A 20,859-nucleotide genomic window follows, 5' to 3' on the forward strand; every position below is an offset into this window, starting at 1 on the left:
CGCTCTTCGATTCGGGGAACCCGTCACCCGACCAAAAATGCTTCTCTTTCGCGGAAGTACGCTGCGGTTCTCGCGACCAAGTCGTCCAGCTTGGCCGCATCCGGCTTGCCGTACATCGCCGGATAGGGATCTCCTCCCGGGCCCAGCGGTTCCGGGGTCACGAATCGGCCTTCGCGGTTAAATCCGAGTACGTACAAAGCCATAATGATCGTATCCAAGTCCATGAAGCCGTCCCCGAGCGCCCCCCGGTTGCTGTCGGCCATGTGCAGGTTGACGAGCCGTTCGCCCGCCTCCAGCAGAGCTTCGCCGATGTGAGCCTCCTCCGCTTGCATGTGGTACACGTCCGCGTTGATATGTTGAACTCCCGGATGATCGACCGCCGCGATGTAGGCCTTGGCATCGGCAATTGTGCGGACCAGACTGACTTCCGCCGCGCGGATCGGCTCGATGGCGGCCTTCACTCCGTACTCCACGAACCGGTCCGCTACGATGCCCAAAGTGTCCACGCTGCGCTGAAACTCCATATCGTCGTAGGCCTTCGGTCTGCCTACCGCTCCGGGCACGACCAGGAGATAAGAGCCTCCCATCTCGGCAGTAAATTCGATTTCCCGCTTCAGATAATCGATGGCCGCCTGCCGATGCGGCGCCCGGCTGCTCGACAGATCGTTGTCGGCCGAGAACATGCCGCATACTCCCGACGTCTTGATGCCATGCGCTTCAAGTATGTCGATCGTTTCCTTCGCCCGGTAGCCCAGATCGGGCCCGTAATGATTGCCGTGAAGCTCGATGTAGCCGATACCCGAACGTTGCAGTCTCTTCGCGGACGTCTCCAAGCTTTCCATTCCAAAGCCCCAGTTGCTCCACGATAAGTTCAGCCTTTCGCGCAACCTTTCCGGCTGTTCCCTTTTCAATGCGAGGAAGGCGCTCCTAATCCGCTCGTTCTTCTCTTCGTACCGTTGCTTGGTCATTTCGCGCAGTCTCCTTTTATTAAGTATAGGTTCAAGAAGTCCGATTTTCAGAACAACCTCTTTAAGGCATCTCCGGATGATTAGGCCCGAAATGCTTGAGAAACACCATAGGCTCCCACTTGCTGTCGTTGACGATGCGCACGCCCTCCCGGGCGGCCGTCTCGCTAACGAAAAACTCGTCTCCGCTCATTTGACCGAACCGAAGCATATTTGCCGCCTCGGCTTGATGGGGACCGAACCGGCCGTGCCCCTGAACAAGCACCGTGCCATACGCCGCCGAATCGCGAACGATTACGCTCTGTCCGGGATTTACGGTCAGCTCCTTGGCGCCGATGTACGGATTGCCGTAAGTGACCCACTTCTCCGCATGCCGTTCGTCGGAATGCCCGCAAAGGAGGGGCGGACGATAATAATGCCGCTTATAGTGCGGGTCCGTATTTTTCTCCCAATCCATCAGGCTCAGAATATACTCGATATCGCGCTTCCGGTCCTCCGGACAATTTTCCGTCAGAAACTCGTACGGATACGTTTCGCCGCTTACGATATTCTCGTGCACGGAGTTCACGTCGCTGTTCCACTGAGGTTCATAAGTAAGCACAGATCCCGGGGCATGCACTACGCCAGGAGGCGTATACCAGCCCGTCCCCAACTGAATGCGATAAGCCCGCGACAGCTCGGTGATGCGGTTATCCGCTTCTTCGTACTTAAGCAATCTCTCCCTAACCTCGTCCAAGGTCGTATCCGGATCGTAGCCGAAATAGGTGACCGGGAATACCCCCAAATGGTTGTTCAGCTGCGGCGGAAAATAATAGGCCTCCGGCTTGCCGATCCTCCCGACCAGGCTTGCGGCCGCGTCGTCCAGATGGAGATGGTGGAACAACGGCGTCTCGTAATCGAAAAACTTGGCGTACATCGGCCAAGTGCCGTAACGTTCGTAGAGCGTTTCGCCGATCAGACGGCTGCCCAATTGTTCGACCGCATCCTTGAACAAAAAGACGACGGAGCCGTCCTCGTCGGCGGCGACGTAGCTCATCCCTTCGTCGGAAGGCGCCAGCGGTCCGTTCATGGCCGGGATGACCGAAGAGAACCACCGTTCTTTAATGGAGCCCCGTTCGGTTCCGAGCGCGTAATAGTCGTCGGGGTGCAGCCGCAATCTCCGGCCCGCTTGCGCGAAGCGCCTCGGCACGAACACCGGCTTCAAACGCAGAATTCCTTGTCCCCTATCGTAAGTTTCTTGAATAATCGAATGGTTGGACACGTTGTCATTCCCTCCTTAGGTCGTGTAGACGGACGAATCCCTCTTCGTCCAATCTACACCGTCATGCCGCCTGGAGGAATTCCATATCTTGCGATTCATCTCAGCTTTCTTGTCGATTTGGCTTGACGGCAGGTATACTGTGTACAAAACAAACGATGCGAGCCAGGAGGTTCCGAGATGTTTCAAATTCCGTTCGAGCACCGGGAATATCCGCTCTTCGCCGACGATGCGCGGCCGCTTCTCGTATACGCCGGTCAAATCGGCGACGAACCGGACTGGGCGTTCGAAAGCCATAAGCACGACCACTTCACCGAAATTATCTACATCTGCGACGGCGAAGGGGATTTTCGGATCAACGACCGGCCGTACCGCGCGCGCAAGGGAGATCTTCTCATCTATCATCCGGGCGTGCTTCACGAGGAGAGATCCGATCCCGCGCGACCGCTACGCACTTATTTCTGCGCCGTAAGCGGGCTTCGTCTCGCCGGCGCGAAGCCCGGATGGCTGCTCTCCGAGCAAGCGGAGCCCGTTATCCGGGCAGAGAGCTGCGGACCTCAAATCGAACAATGCTTCTCCGTGCTCCTGAACGAGCTGCGGTCCCAGACTTGGGGGCACGAAATGATCTGCCAGCATATGCTTAACTGCATTCTGATCCTGATTCTGCGAATCGCGGACGGTCAGGGCTCCGAGAGCGTCGGCGGCTCTTCGCACACGATCGGGGCGAAGGCCAAAGCCTTCATCGATCTGAACTATACGCGCGATCTGCCTTTATCCGAAATCGCGAGCCGTCTTTATCTCAGCCCCCATTACTTATCCCATGCTTTCAAGGAGGAGACCGGCAACTCCCCGATCAATTACTTGATCCAGAGAAGAATCGGCGAGGCCAAGACGCTGCTGCTGACCACGACTCTGACCGTACAGGAAATCGCCGGCCGGATCGGGTACGAGAACGCGAATTATTTCAGCATGGCGTTTAAGAGAGGGACGGGGCTTACGCCAAGCGAGTTTCGCAAAAAGACCAAAAAATAAGGCCGATGCAGGCACGATCAAGCTTTAAGCCGAGCTCCCGTCGGCGCAGGATCGGCCGGGGTGGGCTTGCGGTTGACGATGACGATTCCGCCCGCGACCAGCGCAAGCGCCAGCCAAACGGTCAAGTGCAGCGGCTCGGACAGCAGCCATGCCGACAGGAATACGCCGAATACGGGAATCAGGAACAGATACATGGAGATGCTGCCCACCTGGTTGTATTTCATGACCGTATTCCACAGCACGAAGCCAAGCGCCGACAATACTGCAAGATACAGCAGCATGCCGATGGCGCGCCAAGTAAACTCAAAAGGCATAACGCCCGCGCCTGCCGCACCAATCGTACTAAGCGCAAGCCCGCCGAGCAGCATCTGGTAAGAGGTCATGTATAGAATATCGAGGCGTACGGATTCTTTTTTCGACAGAACATTCCCCAAGCCTCCGAAAAACATCGCTGCCAGAAGACACACTTCGGCCAAGCCAAAATGAACGCCGGTCGCCCCGCCCGACAAACCGACTACGACAACTCCGGCGAAGCCGACGACAAGTCCGGTCAGCTTGCGCGACGTAATCCGGTCGTCCGCATACATCCGATGGGCGATGAGAATTTGGAAGAAGGAGGTTGTCCCGGCCAAAATCGAGCCCTGCACCCCAGTCGAGCCGCTCATGCCATAGTAGAAAAACACATATTGCAGCAGCGTCTGGGAAAGCCCGATCTTCGCTACGCCCTGCCATGAGCCGCGTTGATAGCCGACGCTTCTGCCCATCAGCTTCATGAGCGCCAATATCAGCAGCGCCGCCATCGTAAACCGGAATCCCGCGAATAAGATTTGCTCGTACACCTGCCCCTTCCCGATCTCCAGCTCGGCGTAGCTCAGCTTGATGATCGGAAACGCGCTTCCCCACAAAAAAGTAGCACCCGTCGCTGCGGCCAATATGCCGAGCGGGTGCGTAAATATTTTCTCCGTTGTCCATTTCATTCGTGTTGGTCTCCCCATGTTTGCGGGCGTTTTTAATTCCTGTATCCAAAAAGTCCGCGATTATCTGATTTTATTGCTGGTTGTTTATCCCGAGCGCTTCTTTTAACCCATTCTGAAGGATTAAAGAATAGTTAAGCCCAGCCTCATCACCGGCATCTCTAAGCCATTTCGGCAATGTACAGTTTTTCGTAACCGACTTGTTTGCAGCTTCATCCCGGTAGGGAGGAAGGTATACTTCGACAAAAACGATTTTGTCGCTTGCATCTTCCAGTTCGATCGATTCAGGCGCAGACGGCTCAGGGTAAGAAATGCCTGCCTCTTCTAATTCGAGTGCACGGGTGACAAGCAGTTCCTTCGCCCTGGGGAGTCCTTCTATTAGATCCGTAGCTGTTACGGCCGTTCCGGGAAAATCAGGAAAATACATACTCAGATTAGTTTCCAACTTTTCGACGACAATCGGATATACAAAGTGATTTTTCTTTTCCAAATTCAATCACGCTCCCTTAAATAAAGTCACGAAGTAGTCAACATCCGGAATTAGAATTTGATCCCAGACTGGCGTTCGATACTTTTTAGTGTACCTTTGGCCAATGTGTCACCAAGACCGTGAACGCTGATATCGGCGAATTTGGTTGGGTCGTTCGGGTTTAGGTATCGCCGATGGCTTGTTTTGTTACCATGATTAGGGGATTCAATGAATCCGGCCTGTTTGAGAGCCTTTAGCACTTCTCGTACCGTTCGTTGTTTGCCCACTTCGTCTCCTACTCTCTACCTTTATTATAATGCGCATAAATAACACGCGTCAATTTTGATCGATATCATGGAACAAAAAAAACACACCTCGAACGCTTAGGCGCTCATAGGGGTGTGCTTCACTCACCGAATCGCTTTATTTTGTAGTTGAACTGCCACAGTGAATAGGTAGAGCGATACTTAGCCATGATGTTATCACTTCATTTTTCCTTACCCAGCTTCAGAACTTCTTCCTCGCTCAGCTCCGTCGCTTCTACGATTGTGCCGATATCGACTCCGAGCTTCAGCAGCTTGCGGGCCACCGTAATTTTTCCTTTTTGAATCCCCTCTTTCTCGCCTTCTCTCCTCCCCCTCTTCAACACTTCGGGGTCTATGAACGTCTTGATCATTCGGCTAACCTCCTCGGTTTGTTGATCGTCGCCGTAGCTGTTGTACAAATATTTTAAGATGCTGTCGAGAACCCGAAGCAGCCTGTCGATGTCGCCAAGCCGCAGCAGGCGTTGCTGGTGCAAATCCCGAATCGTGTCCAGCGTCTGTCCGACAACGGCCTTAAGCCGCTCGAACTCCTGGGCGAACAACCGCCTCTTCTCTTCGTCCGATCGACCGCTTGACGCGATGCCGCGCATGCTTTTCCGTGAACGAAACACCTGCAAGGGGAGCAAAGCGATCAAGCGGCGCTCCTGCAAATCGCGAGGGGTTAGCGTCCAGTAGCGCAGCGTCGGAACCGTGTAGACCGTCTCCGAGCCGTTCGGCAGACGCAAGCGAAATGCCAGCTCGTCGCCGATCGCTTCGTTTTCCTCCAGGAAAATGACGATTTGACGGGGAAACGCCAGCAGCTGCGGTTCGTTGTCTTCCTCAACCCCGACCGCCAATTCCACCGCTTTTTCAAAGCCGTATCTAAACATTCGAATGATCATCGACTGATCGTTTAACGTCTGAAACTCGACATGATAATGATAAGTGCCGCGAACGGTCGTCAGCTTCAAAAATAGATCGCCGACAATGCGATCGTACGCGTCCGTCACAAACTCCGAGTTGCCGTAGTGAATCGATTGAACTTCCTCGCTGGCGAACTGCTCTCCGAACAAGCCGTTGACGAGCTGCACGGTCAGCCGCTTCGATAGGCGGAACAGAACGCGCAGCATTTGATCGAGCTTAAGTCTTTCCTTATTGCCGCGATCCGATGGCTTCATTATACTACACTTCCTTTCCGGCTTCATGGCACAAAAAAAAGCACACCCCCGAGCGCTTCAAGCGCGCAATGGAGTGTGCTTCACTCACCGAAATTCCTTAATTTGTAGATTTATTGTAGCAGACGCGCGCTCGCAAGTAAAGTCCGATAAGCCTCCCAGCCTGCGGTAGCCCGTTCAATTAGCTCTCTCCTGAAGGAGGCGGGGAGCCCATATTCAAAGGCAGCTTAATTCTCACCTGAGTCCCGATGCCTCTTCTGCTGAACAGTTCAACGCCGTAGCCCGGCCCGTAGGCCAACTGAATCCGCTCATGGACGTTACGGATGCCGTATCCGGCGTCCATATGGGATTGCAAAGCGTTCCCCGCCTGCTCCGCGGTCATTCCCGCCCCGTCGTCGACGACTTCGAAGATCATCCCGTCGCCTTCGCGATACAGACGAATAATGATATTCAAAGTTTGGTTGTCGTCCCATATAGCGTGATTGATGGCATTCTCGACAAAAGGCTGCAGCATCAGCTTTAAAGTGGGATAAGGATATAACGACTCGTCGATCTGCCAGTGAACTCGAAATAAACTCTCAAACCTCATCTGTTGAATCGCGATATAGTGACGGGTAATGTCCAATTCCTTCTGCACAAGAATATTCTTTTTCCCTTTATTGAGAGACGTCTTATAGAAATTGGAGAGATGGGATACGACTCTGCCGACTTCCGGATCTTGGTTGCGGATAGCGAGAGACGAGATGATCGACAGCGTATTGTATAGAAAATGCGGGTTGATCTGGCTTTGCAGTGCGTATAATTCGGCTTCCTTCTTCAAGATTTCTTTCTTATATACTTCGTTAATCAGTTCGTTTAATCGATGTCTCATCACATGAAAAGCCTCGGCGAACTGCCCAATCTCGTCCCTTCCCCATCCTTGGGTATCAAAGATGAAATCCTCGTTCTCCACTTTGCGAATGTAACGGTAAAGCGTCAGGAAGCGATTCGAAAAATAGCGCGAGGTCAGGAAAATAAGCACGACCGCCAGCACAACGCTTAATCCGGACATCAGCAGCATCCGATTGGTTTCCTGCCGGACGTCGGATAAGACGAAGCCGAGCGGCACGACAGAGACCGTCTTCCAACCGAACTTCATGCTGTTGTACACGATCAACGATTGCTCTCCGTCGATGTCCGTTTCGAATGTCCCTACGCTCCCGTTCTCCCACGGGCCGGATCCGATCAGGGAGGACAGAGGCTTGGCGATTTGCTCCTTATTTTTGGCCGAAAGAATGATCCCGTCGCTGTTAACGATGTAAATATCCTTGTTTAACGTTTCCTTCTCGTAGAGCGAGTAGAGCACGTTCTCTTTAATATCGATCGTGAGAATTCCGTAAGGATACTGCAGCCTATGGTTATTCAGCAATCTGGCCAAGGTGAAGTTCGCTTTATCGCTGTTCACGATGCTGTAGATCGCGTCTCCGTACGACTTGGACAGCTTTTCATACCAGCTTTGGGACTTTAGCTCCTCGTCGATGTGCTTGACGAACAAGCCGTCGCTCGGAATCGTCTCGTTGTACGGGTACAGAGTAATGGCCTCAATATCGGCATTGGCGGCCATCACGCCATATAAGAGGTCGTTGATATAGTCGTAGGCTTCCACGAACTCGATGCTTTTGTCGTACGTTTGGGCCAAATATTCCTTCAAAGTCGTGTCCATGTAAAGCAGGCTCGATATTTGTTTATACGTTTCCAGACGGTTCTCGATGTTGTTATTGATTTGGGCATTCATCGTATTCATATTCTCGTGCGTTTGCCTGACCAATTGGCGTTCGGTGACGGTGTAGGAATAGAAGGAGACGAAGAGCAGCGGTATAACCGATGCAAACAGAAATAAGACGAGCAGCTTCCCCCGAATCGGCAAATTCATGAAAAAGAGCTTCATTTTCCGCAGCATCATCTCACAGCCTTAACGTTTGTTTGCGGTATTGGTTAGGCGTTAGTCCTATTCGCTTCAGAAAAATGGCGCAAAAATGCGACGGATTCTCGTACCCGACTTTTAACGAAATTTCATGGATTTTAAGCGCGCTGTTGCGCAGCATGTTCGACGCATGCTCCATTCGAACTTGCGTTACGTATTCGAGAACGGTGCTTCCTGTATGCTCTTTGAAAATGGTGCGCAAATAATTCGGAGACATAAACACCCGCTCCGCCAAATATTCGATCGTAAGCGGCTGGGCATATTGTTCCGAAATCAGCTTCTTAAGCTGGCCGACCGTTACCGCATGCTTGTCCGTCTCCTGCTCGGCGATGCGCTCGATCAGCTTCAGGACGGTTTTGCGTATCGTCTGCTCCATGTAAGGCACGCTCTCGATCACGGCCAGCTTGCCGATCAATGCCGCTTTGTCCTCCATTTTTTCTTTTATTCCGAGATGGGCCGCTACATGTTCCCCGTAGATTTGATCTAGAAGCCTTAAGCATGCCTGCTCGATCGGTTCGATAGACATCCCTGCTCCTTCGATCAAGGAAGAGAAATAATCTCGCAACCAAACGGCAGCCTCCTGCGGCTTCCCTTGCCGAATATTCGCATGTAGGGAATCGACGGAAGGTGTCCGTTCGGCGAAGGAAGCTGCCGACAAGGAAGCTTGCTCCGCCAACTCGTCCGCGACGATCAAATGACCCGCTCCGTACAGGAAAACATGACGATCCCGCATGTCCATCAAAACTCGAAACAAATCGGAGAGCCGTTCCAGCTTCGCCGGTTGAGGATGAGCGCATAACGTGACCCATTGGGATAAGGAGCCCAGCTCCCGGTACCAGGGCATTACGTTGTCTGTCGGCTCGTTAGCGCTGATCGCGAGATGCTGGCGTTCGTTCAAGGAGACGATCAATGCGCCGTGTCCGATCGCCAGACGTTCGATCTCTTTCTCAATCCTCAGGATTGCCGCTGGACCGTCTGCTACATATCTCGATAAGGCCGCGTATTCATCGATCGTGATCAGGGAAAAAGTGAATTTTCCGGTTTCCGAGATAAGGAGCTCAAGCTTTAAGCTTAGAATTTCATCCGCCTTTGATTTCTGGACGGCTTCGTCCTTCTCGTTCAGCAGATCTTTAATATATTGGATCGCCAGCGCACGCGAGGAAAGCTTGACTCGCTGCTCATCCGCGCATCTCAGCTTGACCTTCTCCATCAGACTTCGAAGCTCCCCCATATCTAGCGGCTTGAGCAAGTAGCCCATCGCTTCCACATGAAGCGCGGATTTAACATAGAGGAAATCGTCGTGGCCGCTTAGGAAGACGATTTTAAGGTGGGGAAGCAGACCGCGGGCGATCGTCGCGAATTCTATTCCGTCCATGATCGGCATTTTGACGTCCGTAATGACGATATCCGGAAGCAGCTCGCCGATTTTCGCTAAAGCCTCTTTCCCGTTCTTGGCCGTTCCTACGATCTCGAAGCCCATATCGGGCCAAGGCACGAAGTTCTGCAAGGTGTCCAACTCCAGACGTTCGTCATCCACCAGAAGAATCGTATGCATCCCGTATCTCGCCCCTTGTCGCCGCGATTTGAATGATTCTAAGTATCCCACTCTCGTAAAATGCCTGTCAATTCGCTCCGAAGCAGTTTCGTTCGTTTGCGGTATAAATCAGTGGAACTCGTTATGGATATCGCGATTCGGCGGCCCAATAATAGAGACAAGCGGCCGGCGCTTACGAAATGAGGTGGTTCCGATCAGCGTGATCAATCAGGCATCGAGACTCAAACTAAGTAAAAAAATAGTCAAGCAGCGTTATCTTTATCTCATGCTTGTCCCCGGATTCATCTGGGCCATTCTGTTCTCCTACGGGCCGATGCTGGGCTTGTATATGGCATTCGTGGATTACAAGCCGACTCTCGGAAACTTCTGGTCGACCTTCCTGAACAGCGAGTTCGTCGGGTTTCAGTGGTTTACGCTCTTCTTCGCGGGGGACGATTTCTTATTGATTATGAGAAATACCTTGGTTTCGAGCATGCTGACGATCGGCATTGGATTTCTGGTCCCGATCCTCATCGCCGTTGCTCTGAACGAGGTCAGAAGCGCATCCTTCAAGCGCATCGTCCAAACGGCGTCCTACATGCCGTACTTTATCTCATGGGTAATCGCGGCGAATATTTTCGTCACGTTGTTGTCCGCGGACGGCGTCGTTAACGAACTGCTGAAGCTGCTCGGCCTGACCAAGGAAAGCGTGCTTTTTCTGCAGGAAGGGAAATACTTTTGGGGAATCGTCGCCGGAGCCAATACGTGGAAGGAAATGGGCTATAGTTCGATCATCTATTTGGCCGCCATTGCCTCGATTAACCCCGAGCTATACGAGGCCGCCAAAGTAGACGGAGCGACGAGAGTGAAGCAAATCTTCCATATCACTCTGCCGCTGCTTAAGCCGACGATCGTAATTTTGCTTATTCTTGCCGTAGGGAACATCGTCAATACCGGATTCGACCAATATTTCCTGCTGGGCAATTCGCTTAATCGCGATTATTCCGACGTTATCGATACGTATTCCTTCCGCTACGGCATCCAGAACGGCATGTTCTCCTATGCATCCGCAGTCGGATTGTTCAAGTCGGTCGTCGCTTTCATCATGGTGCTCGGCGTTAACTCTCTGGCCCGACGCATGAACAATAATTCGCTGTTCTAAGGAGGAGGGAAACATGAGAAGTCGGGATACGCTGATGAACTGGTCGGGCAATATTTTGTTATACGGATTTCTAAGTCTGTTGTTCCTTGTGACCTTTTTTCCTTTTTGGCAAATTTTTGTCTTGTCCATTAACGACGGAACCGATTCCTTAAGGGGCGGATTTCTGCTCTGGCCGCGCGACGTTAGCCTGGAAAGCTACTCCGCCGTCTTCTCGAATCCGGAGATTCTAACCTCGGTTAAAGTGACGCTGCTCCGTACGGTTCTGGGGGTACCGCTATCCGTTTTCTGTATCGCCCTTCTCGCCTACGTGTTGAGCAAGAAAGATCTCGTCGGGAGCAGATTCGTCAATTTATTTTTCGTATTCACGATGTATTTCAGCGGAGGCTTGATCCCGACTTATATGATCGTGAAGTCGTTGGGTTTGATTGACAACTTCCTGGTCTTTCTTTTTCCGGGATTAATCAATATTTTTTGGATGGTGCTGATCCGTACCTTTATGGAGGGACTGCCGAGGGAGCTTGAGGAATCGGCCCAGATCGACGGCGCCAACGACGTGAAAATCTTCGTTAAAGTCATTTTGCCGGTATGCGTTCCCGTGCTGGCCACCGTCGGATTGTTCTCGGCGATCTCTCATTGGAACGCCTGGTACGACTCCTACATCTATACGTACAACCCGGATCTCAAGACGCTGCAGGCCGTGCTGGTGAAAATTCTCAATCAATATCAAACCGGAGATATGCTTAACGAAGCGCAGCAGCTAGCCAATGAATCCAAGAAAATACCGGTTACGGGCGAGAGCATTCGTATGACGGTGACGATGGTCGCTACCTTGCCTATTATTCTCGTCTATCCTTTTGTCCAACGGTTCTTCCTGAAAGGCATGCTGCTCGGAGCCGTCAAAAACTAATTCAATCAAGGAGGCATTCGAGTGCCTAAAATTACTTTCATCGGAGCGGGAAGCTCGATATTCGCTAAAAATATTCTTGGAGACTGCATGAGAACGCCATCGCTTGAGAATGCCCATATGGCCTTGTACGATATTAATATGGAGCGCTTGAGCCAATCGGAAAAAATGCTGCAAAACCTCAATCAAAACCTAGGCGGCAAGGCGACTGTCAAAGCCTATACGGACCGTAAGGAAGCGCTGCGCGGAGCGGACTATGTCATTAACGCGATCGCCGTAGGAGAATTGATACCGACAATTTCGTCGGACTTCGAGATTCCTGAGAAATACGGACTTTATCAGACGGTAGCCGACACGCTGGGCATGGGAGGCCTGTTCAGGGGGCTTCGGACGATTCCCGTCATGCTGGATATGGCCAAGGATATGGAGGAAGTATGTCCCGATGCGTGGATGCTGAATTATACGAATCCGATGGCGATCGTCACCGGCGCGATGCAGCAAGCAACCGGAATCAAAACCGTAGGACTGTGCCATAGCGTCCAAACCTGTGCCCGCGAGCTGCTGGAAGGCTTGGGAATGGATCATCGGGACGTTCGTTGGAAAATCGGCGGCATTAACCATCAAGCTTGGCTGCTGGAGATTACGAAGGACGGGCAGGATCTCTATCCGGAAATCAAACGCAGAGCCGCCGACCGCACAGAGCTTCATACGGATATGGTGCGCTACGATTTCATGAAGCTGTTCGGCTACTTCGTTACGGAATCCAGCTCGCATGGATCGGAGTATGTGCCGTATTATCACAAGCAGCGTTATCCCGAGCTTAAAGAAAAGTACTCCTTGCCTACGAACGGATATAAAAACTGGGGAAAAGGCAAAGCTTCCTTCTGGAAGGAAGTCAACGACATGATCGAGAATCGCAATCTCACCCATGAGCGCTCCCATGAATATGCCTCTTACATTATGGAAGCAATGGAAACGAACGTCCCCTTCGAAATCGCGGGAAATGTGCTGAATACGGGCGGACTGATCAGCAATCTGCCGGAAAAAGCGTGCGTGGAGGTTCCCTGCATGGTGAATGCCAACGGAATTCTTCCTACGCGCTTCGGGGAATTGCCGCCGCAATGCGCCGCGCTTAACCGGACGAATATCAATATGCAGCTGTTGACGATCGAAGCCGCATTAACGGGTAAAAGGGAGCATGTCTACCATGCCGCCATGTTGGACCCGCACACCTCCGCCGAGCTGTCGCTCGACGACATCGTCAGCATGTGCGACGAAATGCTTGAAGCCAATCAATCTTTCTTGTCTTATATCAAGTAATTTTATGCGGAGCCTACTCTAAGGGGGATACGACCATGTTAAAGATAAACAGAAAGATTGCGATTGCGGGAATGCTTTCCCTGGTTCTGCTGATGACCGCTTGCTCGGGCAAATCGGGCAACGATCCGGCGCAATCGCCGGCTGCCCAGGGATCCGGACAATCGTCGGCAGGCTCGGAGCCGGAGAAGAAAGAAACGATCACGCTGAGCTTTTTCGATAAAAACACGGGCGACCAATTCAACAATCCCGTTGCGCAGGAAATTACGAAAAGGACCGGAATTACGTTCCAGATTCAGCAGCCGACGGGCAATCCCGACGAAAAGCTTAATCTGATGCTGACCAGCAACGATCTTCCGGATATCGTGCTGATGGATCGTCGCAGCGACATCGTCAATAAATATATCGCCGCAGGCGCCTTAGTTCCACTGAATGACCTGATCGATCAATACGGTCCCAACATCAAGGAGATGTACGGCGATGTACTGAACAAAAGCCGCTATCAGGACGGCAAAAATTATTATTTGAACAACTGGTACGGCATGGACCCGGATCCGGGTTGGAGCATCAATATGAGAATGGATATCTTAAAAGAATTCGGCTACGGCGAAAAAGCGGAGAAAGGCGAAAGCTTCACCCAAGCGGAATTCGTCGACTTGCTGCGCAAATTCAAAGAGAAATATCCACAGGTTAACGGCAAGGACTCGATTCCTTTTACCCTTAACGCGGATCATATGCCGACCATCGTAGGTACCTTCAAAGGTATGTACGGCATGAAAAGCTATTACGAAGTCGACGGCAAGCTGGAACTGGACGTACGCCATCCCCGTTATTTGGAGATGATCAAGTTCATTAACGGACTGCAAACTGAAGGACTGCTGGACAAGGAATGGGCGGTTAACAAAACGCAAATCTACGATCAGAAGACGACAAGCGGAAGAGTATTCGCAACGGGAGGCGGACTTCCGACGGAGCCGAACCGCCTGCTGAAGGAGCAATTCGGCGAAGAGACCGACAAGCAGTTCTATTCGTTCAAGGTCGTCGCGGACGGCGTGGATCCTTCGCAAACTACGTTCGGTCCAAGAAGCTCGCTCGGCTGGGACGCGATCGGCATTACCGTCTCCAACAAGCATCCCGTTGAGACGATCAAGATGATGGATTTCCTCGTTAGCGAAGAAGGACAATATTTGCTGCAATGGGGACTCGAAGGCACGCATTGGGATATGAAGGACGGCAAACATACGCCTCGGCCTGAAGTGCTTCAAGGCTTTAAGGACAACTGGAACGAATATTCGAAGACGACCGGCATCCGGAAATGGACCTGGTTCATCAAGAACGGCAACGGCACGGACGGAACTCCTTACGACCTTGCGGCCAAGTACGACAAAGATCCGATTAGCGCTCACGCCTTGATTTCCATGAAGGATTCTACTTGGGACACTTCGCTCTACGACAATCTTGGTCCGCTAGGCGGAACGCCCGACGCCCTGATCGAGCAGAAGGTGAAAGACATCGTGGACAAGGGCTTTACGTCGATGGTTTATGCCGAATCCGCAGCGGAAGCGGAGAACGCATACAACAAAATGATCGGCAATCTGCAAGCCAACAAGGCGGAGAAGATTGAAGAAATCTATTCGAAAAATTACGCCGAGCGCGTTAATCTGTGGAAGTAACTAGGTTCGGGATTCGTCTGTCTCATAAGTAAAAAGAAGCGTACGAAAAGATGATCGATAGAGCATTACCGTGCATGTATCTCCTTACGATGCGAGATACCCCACAAAGTGACGTTAAGCTTCGAAGCTTATTCCGATTACTTTGCGGGGGCCCCAAAAGCGTTTCCTGAAATTTGTACTTTAAACCCGTAATAGGGAAATTTCAGGACCGTATGAGGCAGTCTCAGGAGATACATGCACTTTTTTCTTGATCGATCATCTAGTACGCCCCCACTTACCGAAACCCACTCAGCTATTCACTTCGGCGGCGGAGTAGCGGTTGGACGGAATTTTCAGGCCCAGGTTGCCGCGCAGCGTGTCCGCTTCGTATTCGGTCCGATAGATACCGCGCTCCTGAAGGATCGGGATCACCAGCTCGACGAAGTCGCGCAGACCGCTCGGAAGCTGGGAATGGATAATGAAGCCGTCCGCTCCTTCCTCCTCGTACCATTTCTGAATTAGATTCGCAATATGCTCCGGCGTGCCGACGAACTGTCCGCGCGGCGTTGCCGAGCGCAGCGCCACCTGACGCAGCGTCAACCCTTGTTCGCGAGCCTGCTGCTTGATTTTGTCCGTGCCGCTGCGGAAGCTGTTGCTGCCCAAGTCGCCGATGTCCGGGAACGGCTCGTCAAGCGGATATTGCGAGAAATCGTGATGCTCGAAGAAGCGGCCGAGATAATCGAGCGCCTTCTCAATGCTGACAAGGCTGGCGATCTCCTCGTATTTGCGATCGGCCTCCTCCTGCGTCCGACCGATGATCGGCGAGATGCCCGGCAGAATAACGATGTCGTCCGCCTCGCGGCCGTAACCGATCGTCCGCGTTTTTACATCTTTGTAGAAAGCTTGGGCTTCCTCCAGCGTCTCATGTCCGGTAAAGACGGCGTCGGCGCCTTTGGCCGCAAGGTTTTTGCCGCTCTCCGAGGATCCGGCCTGGAACACGACCGGCTGTCCCTGCTTGGAACGCGCGATGTTCAGCGGCCCTTCCACGCTGAAATGCTCCCCCTTGTGATTAAGCCGATGCAGCTTCGTCGGATCGAAAAACACGCCGGATTGTTTGTCGCGAACGAACGCGTCGTCCTCCCAAGAGTCCCACAGCCCTCTCGTCACCTCAAGGTGCTCTTCGGCGATTTTGTACCGCTCGTCGTGCGTCGGATGCTCCGGCTTCCCGTAGTTGCGAGCCGAGCCTTCAAGAGGAGAAGTGACGAGGTTCCAGCCTGCTCGGCCGCCGCTTAGATGATCGAGCGAGGCGAATTGGCGCGCAACCGTGAACGGCTCGCTATACGAAGTCGACAAGGTGCCGACGAGCCCGATGCGGCTCGTAACCGAGGCTAGCGCGGAAAGCAGCGTTAGCGGCTCGAAACGGTTCAGAAAATGCGGGATCGATTTCTCGGTAATATAGAGACCGTCCGCGATAAAGACAAGATCAATTTTGCCGGCCTCGGCAATTTGCGCTTGCCGCTGGTAGAACGGAAAGCTTACGCTGGCGTCCGCCGGAACCTCCGGATGCCTCCACCCCGCGATATTGCCTCCCACTCCGTGAATAATCGCTCCGAATTTGATTTTTTTGCGTTGCGCCATGTCCGGTTCCTCCCTGGATTTATACTTCTTATACGTTAAGCAGCGCCGTGTCCGCCAGCTTCAGCCGATAGCTCTTGACCAGCACGGCCCCGTTGTGAAACTCCTTATCGTAAGCCCGCTCGAAGCCAAGCCGTTCGTACAGCCTGACCGCGGATTCCATCATGTCCGACGTATGCAGATGCAGCGTATCCGCTCCCCATTCCCGGATCAGACGAACGCTGGCCCGGATCAACTCCGTGGCGATTCCGTGGCCGCGCGCATTCGGCAGAACGCCCAGCAGTCGGATGATCGGGTTGTGGATTTCGAGCTGCGGCGAGCCGTAGGCGGTTTCCGCCGAATCGTAAATAAATACGCTGCCGACAAGCTCTCCGTCCAGCTCGGCCGCCAGTCTCGCCTTCGTCGTCGGCGAATGGACAGCTTCCGCGATGCTTTCCTTGTACTGCGTCCACCGTTCGTGCGACAACGCGGCCTCATACTGGCTGTATGCTCCAAGAAGCACGTTCAAGATCGCGGCGCGATCCCGCTCCTCCGCATACCGAACGATCACTTGGCCGCTTGGCATTGTCCCCACCCGCTTTCTCCCGCTTGCTTGATGCGATCGATCTGCCCCAAATGATGGTGCACATGGTTGATGAACGACTGCGCGATAGCCTCCACCGTCACCGTCTGTCCCTTGAAGTTCACACCCGACTTATTCCAGTCCTCGACGGTTAATCGATGAAACAACAGGCTGTTGTAGAGCAGCAGCGCGCGGAAAGCGGCCAGCACGTCGGCGGCTTTGGCGGCGTTCGCCCGCTGACCGGCGACCCATTCGTCCTGGGCAAACGCCGGCAGGCGAACCTCCGAACCGGCCAGCACCTCGCGAATGCGGAAGGAAACGACGAGATTGTGATCGGCCAGATGCGTCAGCACCTCGGTTACGCTCCAGGACTTCTCCGACGCCTTCCAGACGAGCTGCTCGTCGGATAAGCCGGCAATGGCCTCCTGCAACTCGTCGTAGGTACGAACGTAACTTTCTATCGAGATTGGGGTTTGACTCATGACGGTACGCCTCCTTGAGAATGAGAGATGCCGGAAGCGGAGAAACGCGAGACGGAAAAACGTTCAATCTCCCGCCCCCACCTGCCCAGCTCAATCCGGTTGGCGAGAAGCTCGCCGACAACGCTGGCAAATTTGAATCCATGACCGGAAAATCCGCCTGCCAGCAAAATGTTTGCATGCTCGGGATGCCTATCGATAATAAAATGTTCGTCCGGCGTATGCTCGTACTTGCAGACGGAGCCGCGCAGCAGCCTGCCCGCCGCTCCTGGAAGGAAAGCGTCGAGCGCTCGTCGCAAATCTTCCTCATCCTCCGGGGCGGTCCCGAACGGCGCAAGCTCCTCGCCGGGCTTCCATTCTCCGCCGGTGTCGTGGCGGCCGATTTTGACTCCGGAGCTTCCAACGCTCGGAAAACCGTAGTAGCCTCCCGTCTCGTCTCCGAACGTAAATCCGGGGAATCGGTCCGCGTCGTATGCAGTCGTCCCCGGCTCGAACCAGCCGACGACTTTGCGCACGGCGCGAATCGGCAGGCGGACGAACGGCTCCAGCGTCCGGAACCATGCCCCGGCGCTCAAGATCACGCTGCTCGCCGCATATACGCCCTTGTCCGTATGCACGGTCACGAACGAGGCGGACGGCTCGATGCGCGTGACGAACGTGTCCGTCAGCAGCCTGGCTCCGGTCTGTAAAGCCAGCTTTCGGAAGGCGGTCACGCATTTGTCGCTATACAGCAAACCCGCGTTCGGTTCATACATGGCCCGATAGGAATCGGGAACGCGCAAGCTTGGCCAACGATCCCGCACCTGCTCCGTGCTCAGCTCTTCGAACGGAACGCCAAGCTCCGCCGAGTATTGGAATCTGTCCGCGTAGGAATAGACGGAAGGATCGAACAGGTTTAGCACCCCCGTTCTTTCCAATAGCTTCTCCCCGGAAACGCCCTCCAGCTCCTGCCACAGCTCGTCGGCTCGAAGCGCAAGCTTCACATAGTCCGGCCCGCCGCTGTAGACGTGCCGAATGAGGCGCGTATCTCCGTGATGGCTGCCCTGTGCGTGGGGCGGATCGAAGGCGTCGATCAGCAGTGTCTTAAGCCCCCGGCGGGACAGCTCGTAGCCCGCGCTCATCCCCATCGATCCGGCGCCTACGATAATCACGTCGTATAGTTTGCGCATGGCGCTCCCTCCTTTTATTTCAGCGACGAATCCGACAGCCGCGCAAAGGCGTCGACGGCGAGCGCAGCGAAAAATGAAGCCCCAATCGGCAGCGCGCGCTCGTCGACATCGAAAGCGGGATGGTGCCATTCCTGCGGTCCCGAAGTGCCGAGGAAGAAGAAGCTGCCTGGAACATGCTGCAAGTAGAAGGAAAAATCCTCTCCCGCAGGGGAAGGCAACGGCTCGACGACATGCAAGCCGATCGAATTGGCGACAGCGGCCGCCGCCTCGGCCCAGCGGCGATCGTTGACGACGGCGGGCGGGCCGTCTAGCCAGCGGACTGAGGCTTGTGCCCCAAGCGCCGCGCCGACGCCGGTGACGATCTGCTCGAAGCGCTCGCGCACCTTCGTTCGCACCTTCTCGTCGAACGTCCGCAGCGTGCCGTCGAACACGGCTTGTTCGGCGATAACGTTCCACGCTGTGCCGCTGTTCAGCCGCGTCACGCTGACGACCGCGCCGTCCAGAGCGCCGACGTTGCGGCTGACGATCGACTGCAGCGCGGTTATGATGTGCGCGGAGGCGACGATCGGATCGATGCCCGCCTCGGGTACTGCGGCATGCGTGCCGAGCCCCTTCACCTCGACGATAAAGCCGTCGGCCGCGGCCATCAGCGGACCGGCTTTAATACCGATCGTGCCGACCGGCAGGTCCGGCTTGTTGTGCAGTCCGAACACGGCTTTAACGCCTTCCAATGCGCCGCTTGCAATCACCTGCGCTGCGCCCTTCGCCTTCTCCTCGGCCGGCTGGAACAGAAAGCGAACCGTGCCTTCCAGCTCGGCCTCCCGCTTCTTCAGCAGCAGGGCGGCTCCGAGAACGGCGGCCGTATGGAAATCGTGCCCGCAGGCGTGCATTTTGCCCGGAACCCGAGAAGCGAACTGCAGTCCGGTCTCTTCCTGCAGGGGAAGCGCGTCGATGTCGGCGCGAATGGCGATGACCGGTCCCCCGAGCAAGCCGCCGACTTCGGCAACGACGCCGGTACGCAGCGGATAGTCGGCGATACGAATCCCCGCTTCTTCCAGCCAACCTCGAATCGTCGCAGTCGTCTCGAACTCTTCATGGGACAGCTCCGGATGGGCATGAAGCTGGCGCCTGATGGCGACTAATTGCTCGTATAGCGGCTCAGCCGCGAATGTACTCATCTCTATCTTGCACCTCCTTGCTTCCGTTTTGGGACAAAAGCGGACCAATAGCCCCTAGGCAGGCTGTTCCTCGAATTGCTCCTGTTCCTCGAACGCCTCCTTCAGCAGCCGGAACGAGCGCACCCGTTTCTCAAAATCGGGGATGATCGTCGTGAAGATCAATTCGTCTGCGCCATAGGTTTGCTGCAGCTCCAGCAATCGACGGCGCACCGTCTCTTTCGTACCTTGCGTGATGTCGGCGTCCCGCACCTCCGCCGTATACGTCTCCCCGGCCTGGCGGGCGAACTCCTCCGCCTGCTCAAGCGAGCCTACGTTAACGGTTTTGCCGCTGGCCAGCGTCACGCGTACGTTCTTGAACTGGCCGGCAAGCTCGGCCGCCTCTTCCTCCGTGTCCGCCGCGATGACGGACAAGGCAAGCAGCGTGCGCGGCTCCCCTCCCTTGGCCCGGTTAAAGCCGGCTCGGTACGCGTCGAACGCTTCTTTTGCGGCAGCCGGGTCATTGTTGATGAACAGCGCGAACGCGTAAGGAAATCCTCGCTCCGCCGCCAGCCTGGCGCTGGACACGCTCGTTCCGAGCAGATAAACGTCGGCGGGCTGCACCGGCAGCGGATTGGCCTGCAAGCCGGCGAGCGGTTCATCGTCGGTGACGGGTCCGCGCAAATACTGCTCAAGCTGAGCCAGCTTCACCTCCAGCGACTCCGGCTCGGCGACGCCCTCCTGCAGCGCCCTTGTCGAACGCGGCAGCCCGCCGGGAGCGCGTCCGATGCCGAGATCGACTCTTCCTGGAGCAAGCGAGGCGAGCACGTTGAAATTTTCCGCCACCTTGTACGGGCTGTAATGCTGAAGCATCACCCCTCCGGAGCCGATGCGGATTTTGTCCGTGCGGGCCAGCAGGTGGGAGATCAGCACCTCCGGGGAAGCGCCGGCCATCTGCGGGGAGTCGTGATGCTCGGACACCCAAAACCGTTCGAAGCCAAGCTCTTCCGCAAGCTGAGCGAGACGAACGGTATTGCCCAGCGCCTCGGACGGCGTCTGGCCCGGGAATACGATGCTTTGATCCAAAATACCGAGTTTAAGCGTCATCTCTATCTCTCCGTTCCGTAGTTGTTCAAAAGCCCTCTTTAATCGC

The 20,859-nt window shown here is 54.5% G+C and carries 19 protein-coding genes; 5 read left to right on the forward strand and 14 right to left on the reverse strand.

Features of this window, described 5'->3' with window-relative positions:
• Positions 1–23: 23 nt before the first annotated feature.
• Positions 24–968 carry a sugar phosphate isomerase/epimerase family protein gene (locus DFP98_RS33855; protein WP_116065058.1) on the reverse strand — a complete coding sequence of 315 codons (945 nt, stop codon included), beginning with the start codon at positions 966–968 and terminating at the stop codon, positions 24–26.
• Between the two features lie 61 nt (positions 969–1,029).
• Positions 1,030–2,226 (reverse strand): hypothetical protein, encoded by a 1,197-nt coding sequence (locus tag DFP98_RS33860; RefSeq protein WP_116065059.1) that lies wholly within the window; start codon positions 2,224–2,226, stop codon positions 1,030–1,032.
• A 177-nt stretch (positions 2,227–2,403) separates the two neighbouring features.
• On the opposite strand from DFP98_RS33860, the gene DFP98_RS33865 reads away from it, so the two are divergent.
• A complete protein-coding gene (locus DFP98_RS33865; protein ID WP_116065060.1) occupies positions 2,404–3,255 on the forward strand; it encodes a helix-turn-helix transcriptional regulator in 852 nt (283 codons plus the stop codon).
• A 17-nt stretch (positions 3,256–3,272) separates the two neighbouring features.
• Here DFP98_RS33865 and DFP98_RS33870 read toward each other — a convergent pair whose 3' ends face one another.
• The 6 genes from DFP98_RS33870 to DFP98_RS33895 form a co-directional block, all read right to left on the reverse strand.
• Positions 3,273–4,232, reverse strand: coding sequence for a DMT family transporter (locus tag DFP98_RS33870; RefSeq protein ID WP_116065061.1), 960 nt, complete (start codon positions 4,230–4,232; stop codon positions 3,273–3,275).
• A gap of 70 nt (positions 4,233–4,302) precedes the next feature.
• On the reverse strand, positions 4,303–4,719 hold the full coding sequence (locus DFP98_RS33875) for a type II toxin-antitoxin system HicB family antitoxin (protein WP_181918116.1): 417 nt from the start codon (positions 4,717–4,719) through the stop codon (positions 4,303–4,305).
• Between the two features lie 50 nt (positions 4,720–4,769).
• A complete protein-coding gene (locus tag DFP98_RS33880) occupies positions 4,770–4,985 on the reverse strand; it encodes a type II toxin-antitoxin system HicA family toxin (RefSeq protein ID WP_116065062.1) in 216 nt (71 codons plus the stop codon).
• A 200-nt stretch (positions 4,986–5,185) separates the two neighbouring features.
• Positions 5,186–6,178, reverse strand: a complete 993-nt coding sequence (locus tag DFP98_RS33885) for an RpnC/YadD family protein (protein ID WP_116065063.1) — start codon at positions 6,176–6,178, stop codon at positions 5,186–5,188.
• Positions 6,179–6,356: 178 nt separating this feature from the next.
• On the reverse strand, positions 6,357–8,087 hold the full coding sequence (locus DFP98_RS33890) for a cache domain-containing sensor histidine kinase (RefSeq protein WP_246016997.1): 1,731 nt from the start codon (positions 8,085–8,087) through the stop codon (positions 6,357–6,359).
• A gap of 31 nt (positions 8,088–8,118) precedes the next feature.
• Positions 8,119–9,693, reverse strand: coding sequence for a helix-turn-helix domain-containing protein (locus DFP98_RS33895; protein WP_116065064.1), 1,575 nt, complete (start codon positions 9,691–9,693; stop codon positions 8,119–8,121).
• Between the two features lie 199 nt (positions 9,694–9,892).
• On the opposite strand from DFP98_RS33895, the gene DFP98_RS33900 reads away from it, so the two are divergent.
• Genes DFP98_RS33900 through DFP98_RS33915 form a run of 4 tightly spaced genes read left to right on the forward strand, consistent with a single transcriptional unit; the run spans position 9,893 to position 14,728 of the window.
• Entirely contained in the window at positions 9,893–10,834 is a 942-nt protein-coding gene (locus tag DFP98_RS33900) for an ABC transporter permease (protein ID WP_246016999.1), read from the forward strand.
• A gap of 13 nt (positions 10,835–10,847) precedes the next feature.
• On the forward strand, positions 10,848–11,741 hold the full coding sequence (locus tag DFP98_RS33905; RefSeq protein WP_116065065.1) for a carbohydrate ABC transporter permease: 894 nt from the start codon (positions 10,848–10,850) through the stop codon (positions 11,739–11,741).
• Between the two features lie 21 nt (positions 11,742–11,762).
• Positions 11,763–13,058: an alpha-glucosidase/alpha-galactosidase gene (melA, locus tag DFP98_RS33910; RefSeq protein WP_116065066.1), complete on the forward strand. Its 1,296-nt coding sequence runs from the start codon at positions 11,763–11,765 to the stop codon at positions 13,056–13,058.
• Positions 13,059–13,093: 35 nt separating this feature from the next.
• Entirely contained in the window at positions 13,094–14,728 is a 1,635-nt protein-coding gene (locus DFP98_RS33915) for an extracellular solute-binding protein (RefSeq protein WP_116065067.1), read from the forward strand.
• Between the two features lie 288 nt (positions 14,729–15,016).
• Here the strand turns inward: DFP98_RS33915 and DFP98_RS33920 are convergent, their stop codons facing one another.
• From DFP98_RS33920 to DFP98_RS33945, 6 genes are read right to left on the reverse strand one after another with little or no spacing between them, the layout of a single operon-like run.
• Positions 15,017–16,345 carry an LLM class flavin-dependent oxidoreductase gene (locus DFP98_RS33920; protein ID WP_116065068.1) on the reverse strand — a complete coding sequence of 443 codons (1,329 nt, stop codon included), beginning with the start codon at positions 16,343–16,345 and terminating at the stop codon, positions 15,017–15,019.
• Positions 16,346–16,373: 28 nt separating this feature from the next.
• On the reverse strand, positions 16,374–16,907 hold the full coding sequence (locus tag DFP98_RS33925; protein WP_116065069.1) for a GNAT family N-acetyltransferase: 534 nt from the start codon (positions 16,905–16,907) through the stop codon (positions 16,374–16,376).
• Positions 16,889–17,386, reverse strand: a complete 498-nt coding sequence (locus DFP98_RS33930) for a DinB family protein (RefSeq protein WP_116065070.1) — start codon at positions 17,384–17,386, stop codon at positions 16,889–16,891. Before DFP98_RS33930 ends, DFP98_RS33925 begins: the two co-directional genes overlap by 19 nt.
• A complete protein-coding gene (gene solA / locus DFP98_RS33935) occupies positions 17,383–18,552 on the reverse strand; it encodes an N-methyl-L-tryptophan oxidase (protein WP_116065071.1) in 1,170 nt (389 codons plus the stop codon). The genes DFP98_RS33930 and solA overlap by 4 nt, the downstream gene beginning before the upstream one ends.
• 14 nt (positions 18,553–18,566) lie before the next feature.
• Entirely contained in the window at positions 18,567–19,730 is a 1,164-nt protein-coding gene (locus DFP98_RS33940) for an amidohydrolase (protein ID WP_116065072.1), read from the reverse strand.
• 54 nt (positions 19,731–19,784) lie between these two features.
• Positions 19,785–20,813, reverse strand: coding sequence for an LLM class flavin-dependent oxidoreductase (locus tag DFP98_RS33945; RefSeq protein WP_116065073.1), 1,029 nt, complete (start codon positions 20,811–20,813; stop codon positions 19,785–19,787).
• Between the last annotated feature and the right edge of the window lie 46 nt (positions 20,814–20,859).

The organism is Cohnella phaseoli (assembly GCF_003386235.1).
GTDB classification, from domain to species: domain Bacteria; phylum Bacillota; class Bacilli; order Paenibacillales; family Paenibacillaceae; genus Cohnella; species Cohnella phaseoli.

Coding starts and splice junctions, on each gene's coding strand:
- DFP98_RS33855 (WP_116065058.1), bottom strand. CDS start 968: ATGACCAAGCAACGGTACGAAGAGAAGAACGAGCGGATTAGGAGCGCC.
- DFP98_RS33865 (WP_116065060.1), top strand. CDS start 2,404: ATGTTTCAAATTCCGTTCGAGCACCGGGAATATCCGCTCTTCGCCGAC.
- DFP98_RS33870 (WP_116065061.1), bottom strand. CDS start 4,232: ATGAAATGGACAACGGAGAAAATATTTACGCACCCGCTCGGCATATTG.
- DFP98_RS33885 (WP_116065063.1), bottom strand. CDS start 6,178: ATGAAGCCATCGGATCGCGGCAATAAGGAAAGACTTAAGCTCGATCAA.
- DFP98_RS33890 (WP_246016997.1), bottom strand. CDS start 8,087: ATGAATTTGCCGATTCGGGGGAAGCTGCTCGTCTTATTTCTGTTTGCA.
- DFP98_RS33895 (WP_116065064.1), bottom strand. CDS start 9,693: ATGCATACGATTCTTCTGGTGGATGACGAACGTCTGGAGTTGGACACC.
- DFP98_RS33905 (WP_116065065.1), top strand. CDS start 10,848: ATGAGAAGTCGGGATACGCTGATGAACTGGTCGGGCAATATTTTGTTA.
- DFP98_RS33915 (WP_116065067.1), top strand. CDS start 13,094: ATGTTAAAGATAAACAGAAAGATTGCGATTGCGGGAATGCTTTCCCTG.
- DFP98_RS33920 (WP_116065068.1), bottom strand. CDS start 16,345: ATGGCGCAACGCAAAAAAATCAAATTCGGAGCGATTATTCACGGAGTG.
- DFP98_RS33925 (WP_116065069.1), bottom strand. CDS start 16,907: ATGCCAAGCGGCCAAGTGATCGTTCGGTATGCGGAGGAGCGGGATCGC.
- DFP98_RS33930 (WP_116065070.1), bottom strand. CDS start 17,386: ATGAGTCAAACCCCAATCTCGATAGAAAGTTACGTTCGTACCTACGAC.
- solA (WP_116065071.1), bottom strand. CDS start 18,552: ATGCGCAAACTATACGACGTGATTATCGTAGGCGCCGGATCGATGGGG.
- DFP98_RS33940 (WP_116065072.1), bottom strand. CDS start 19,730: ATGAGTACATTCGCGGCTGAGCCGCTATACGAGCAATTAGTCGCCATC.
- DFP98_RS33945 (WP_116065073.1), bottom strand. CDS start 20,813: ATGACGCTTAAACTCGGTATTTTGGATCAAAGCATCGTATTCCCGGGC.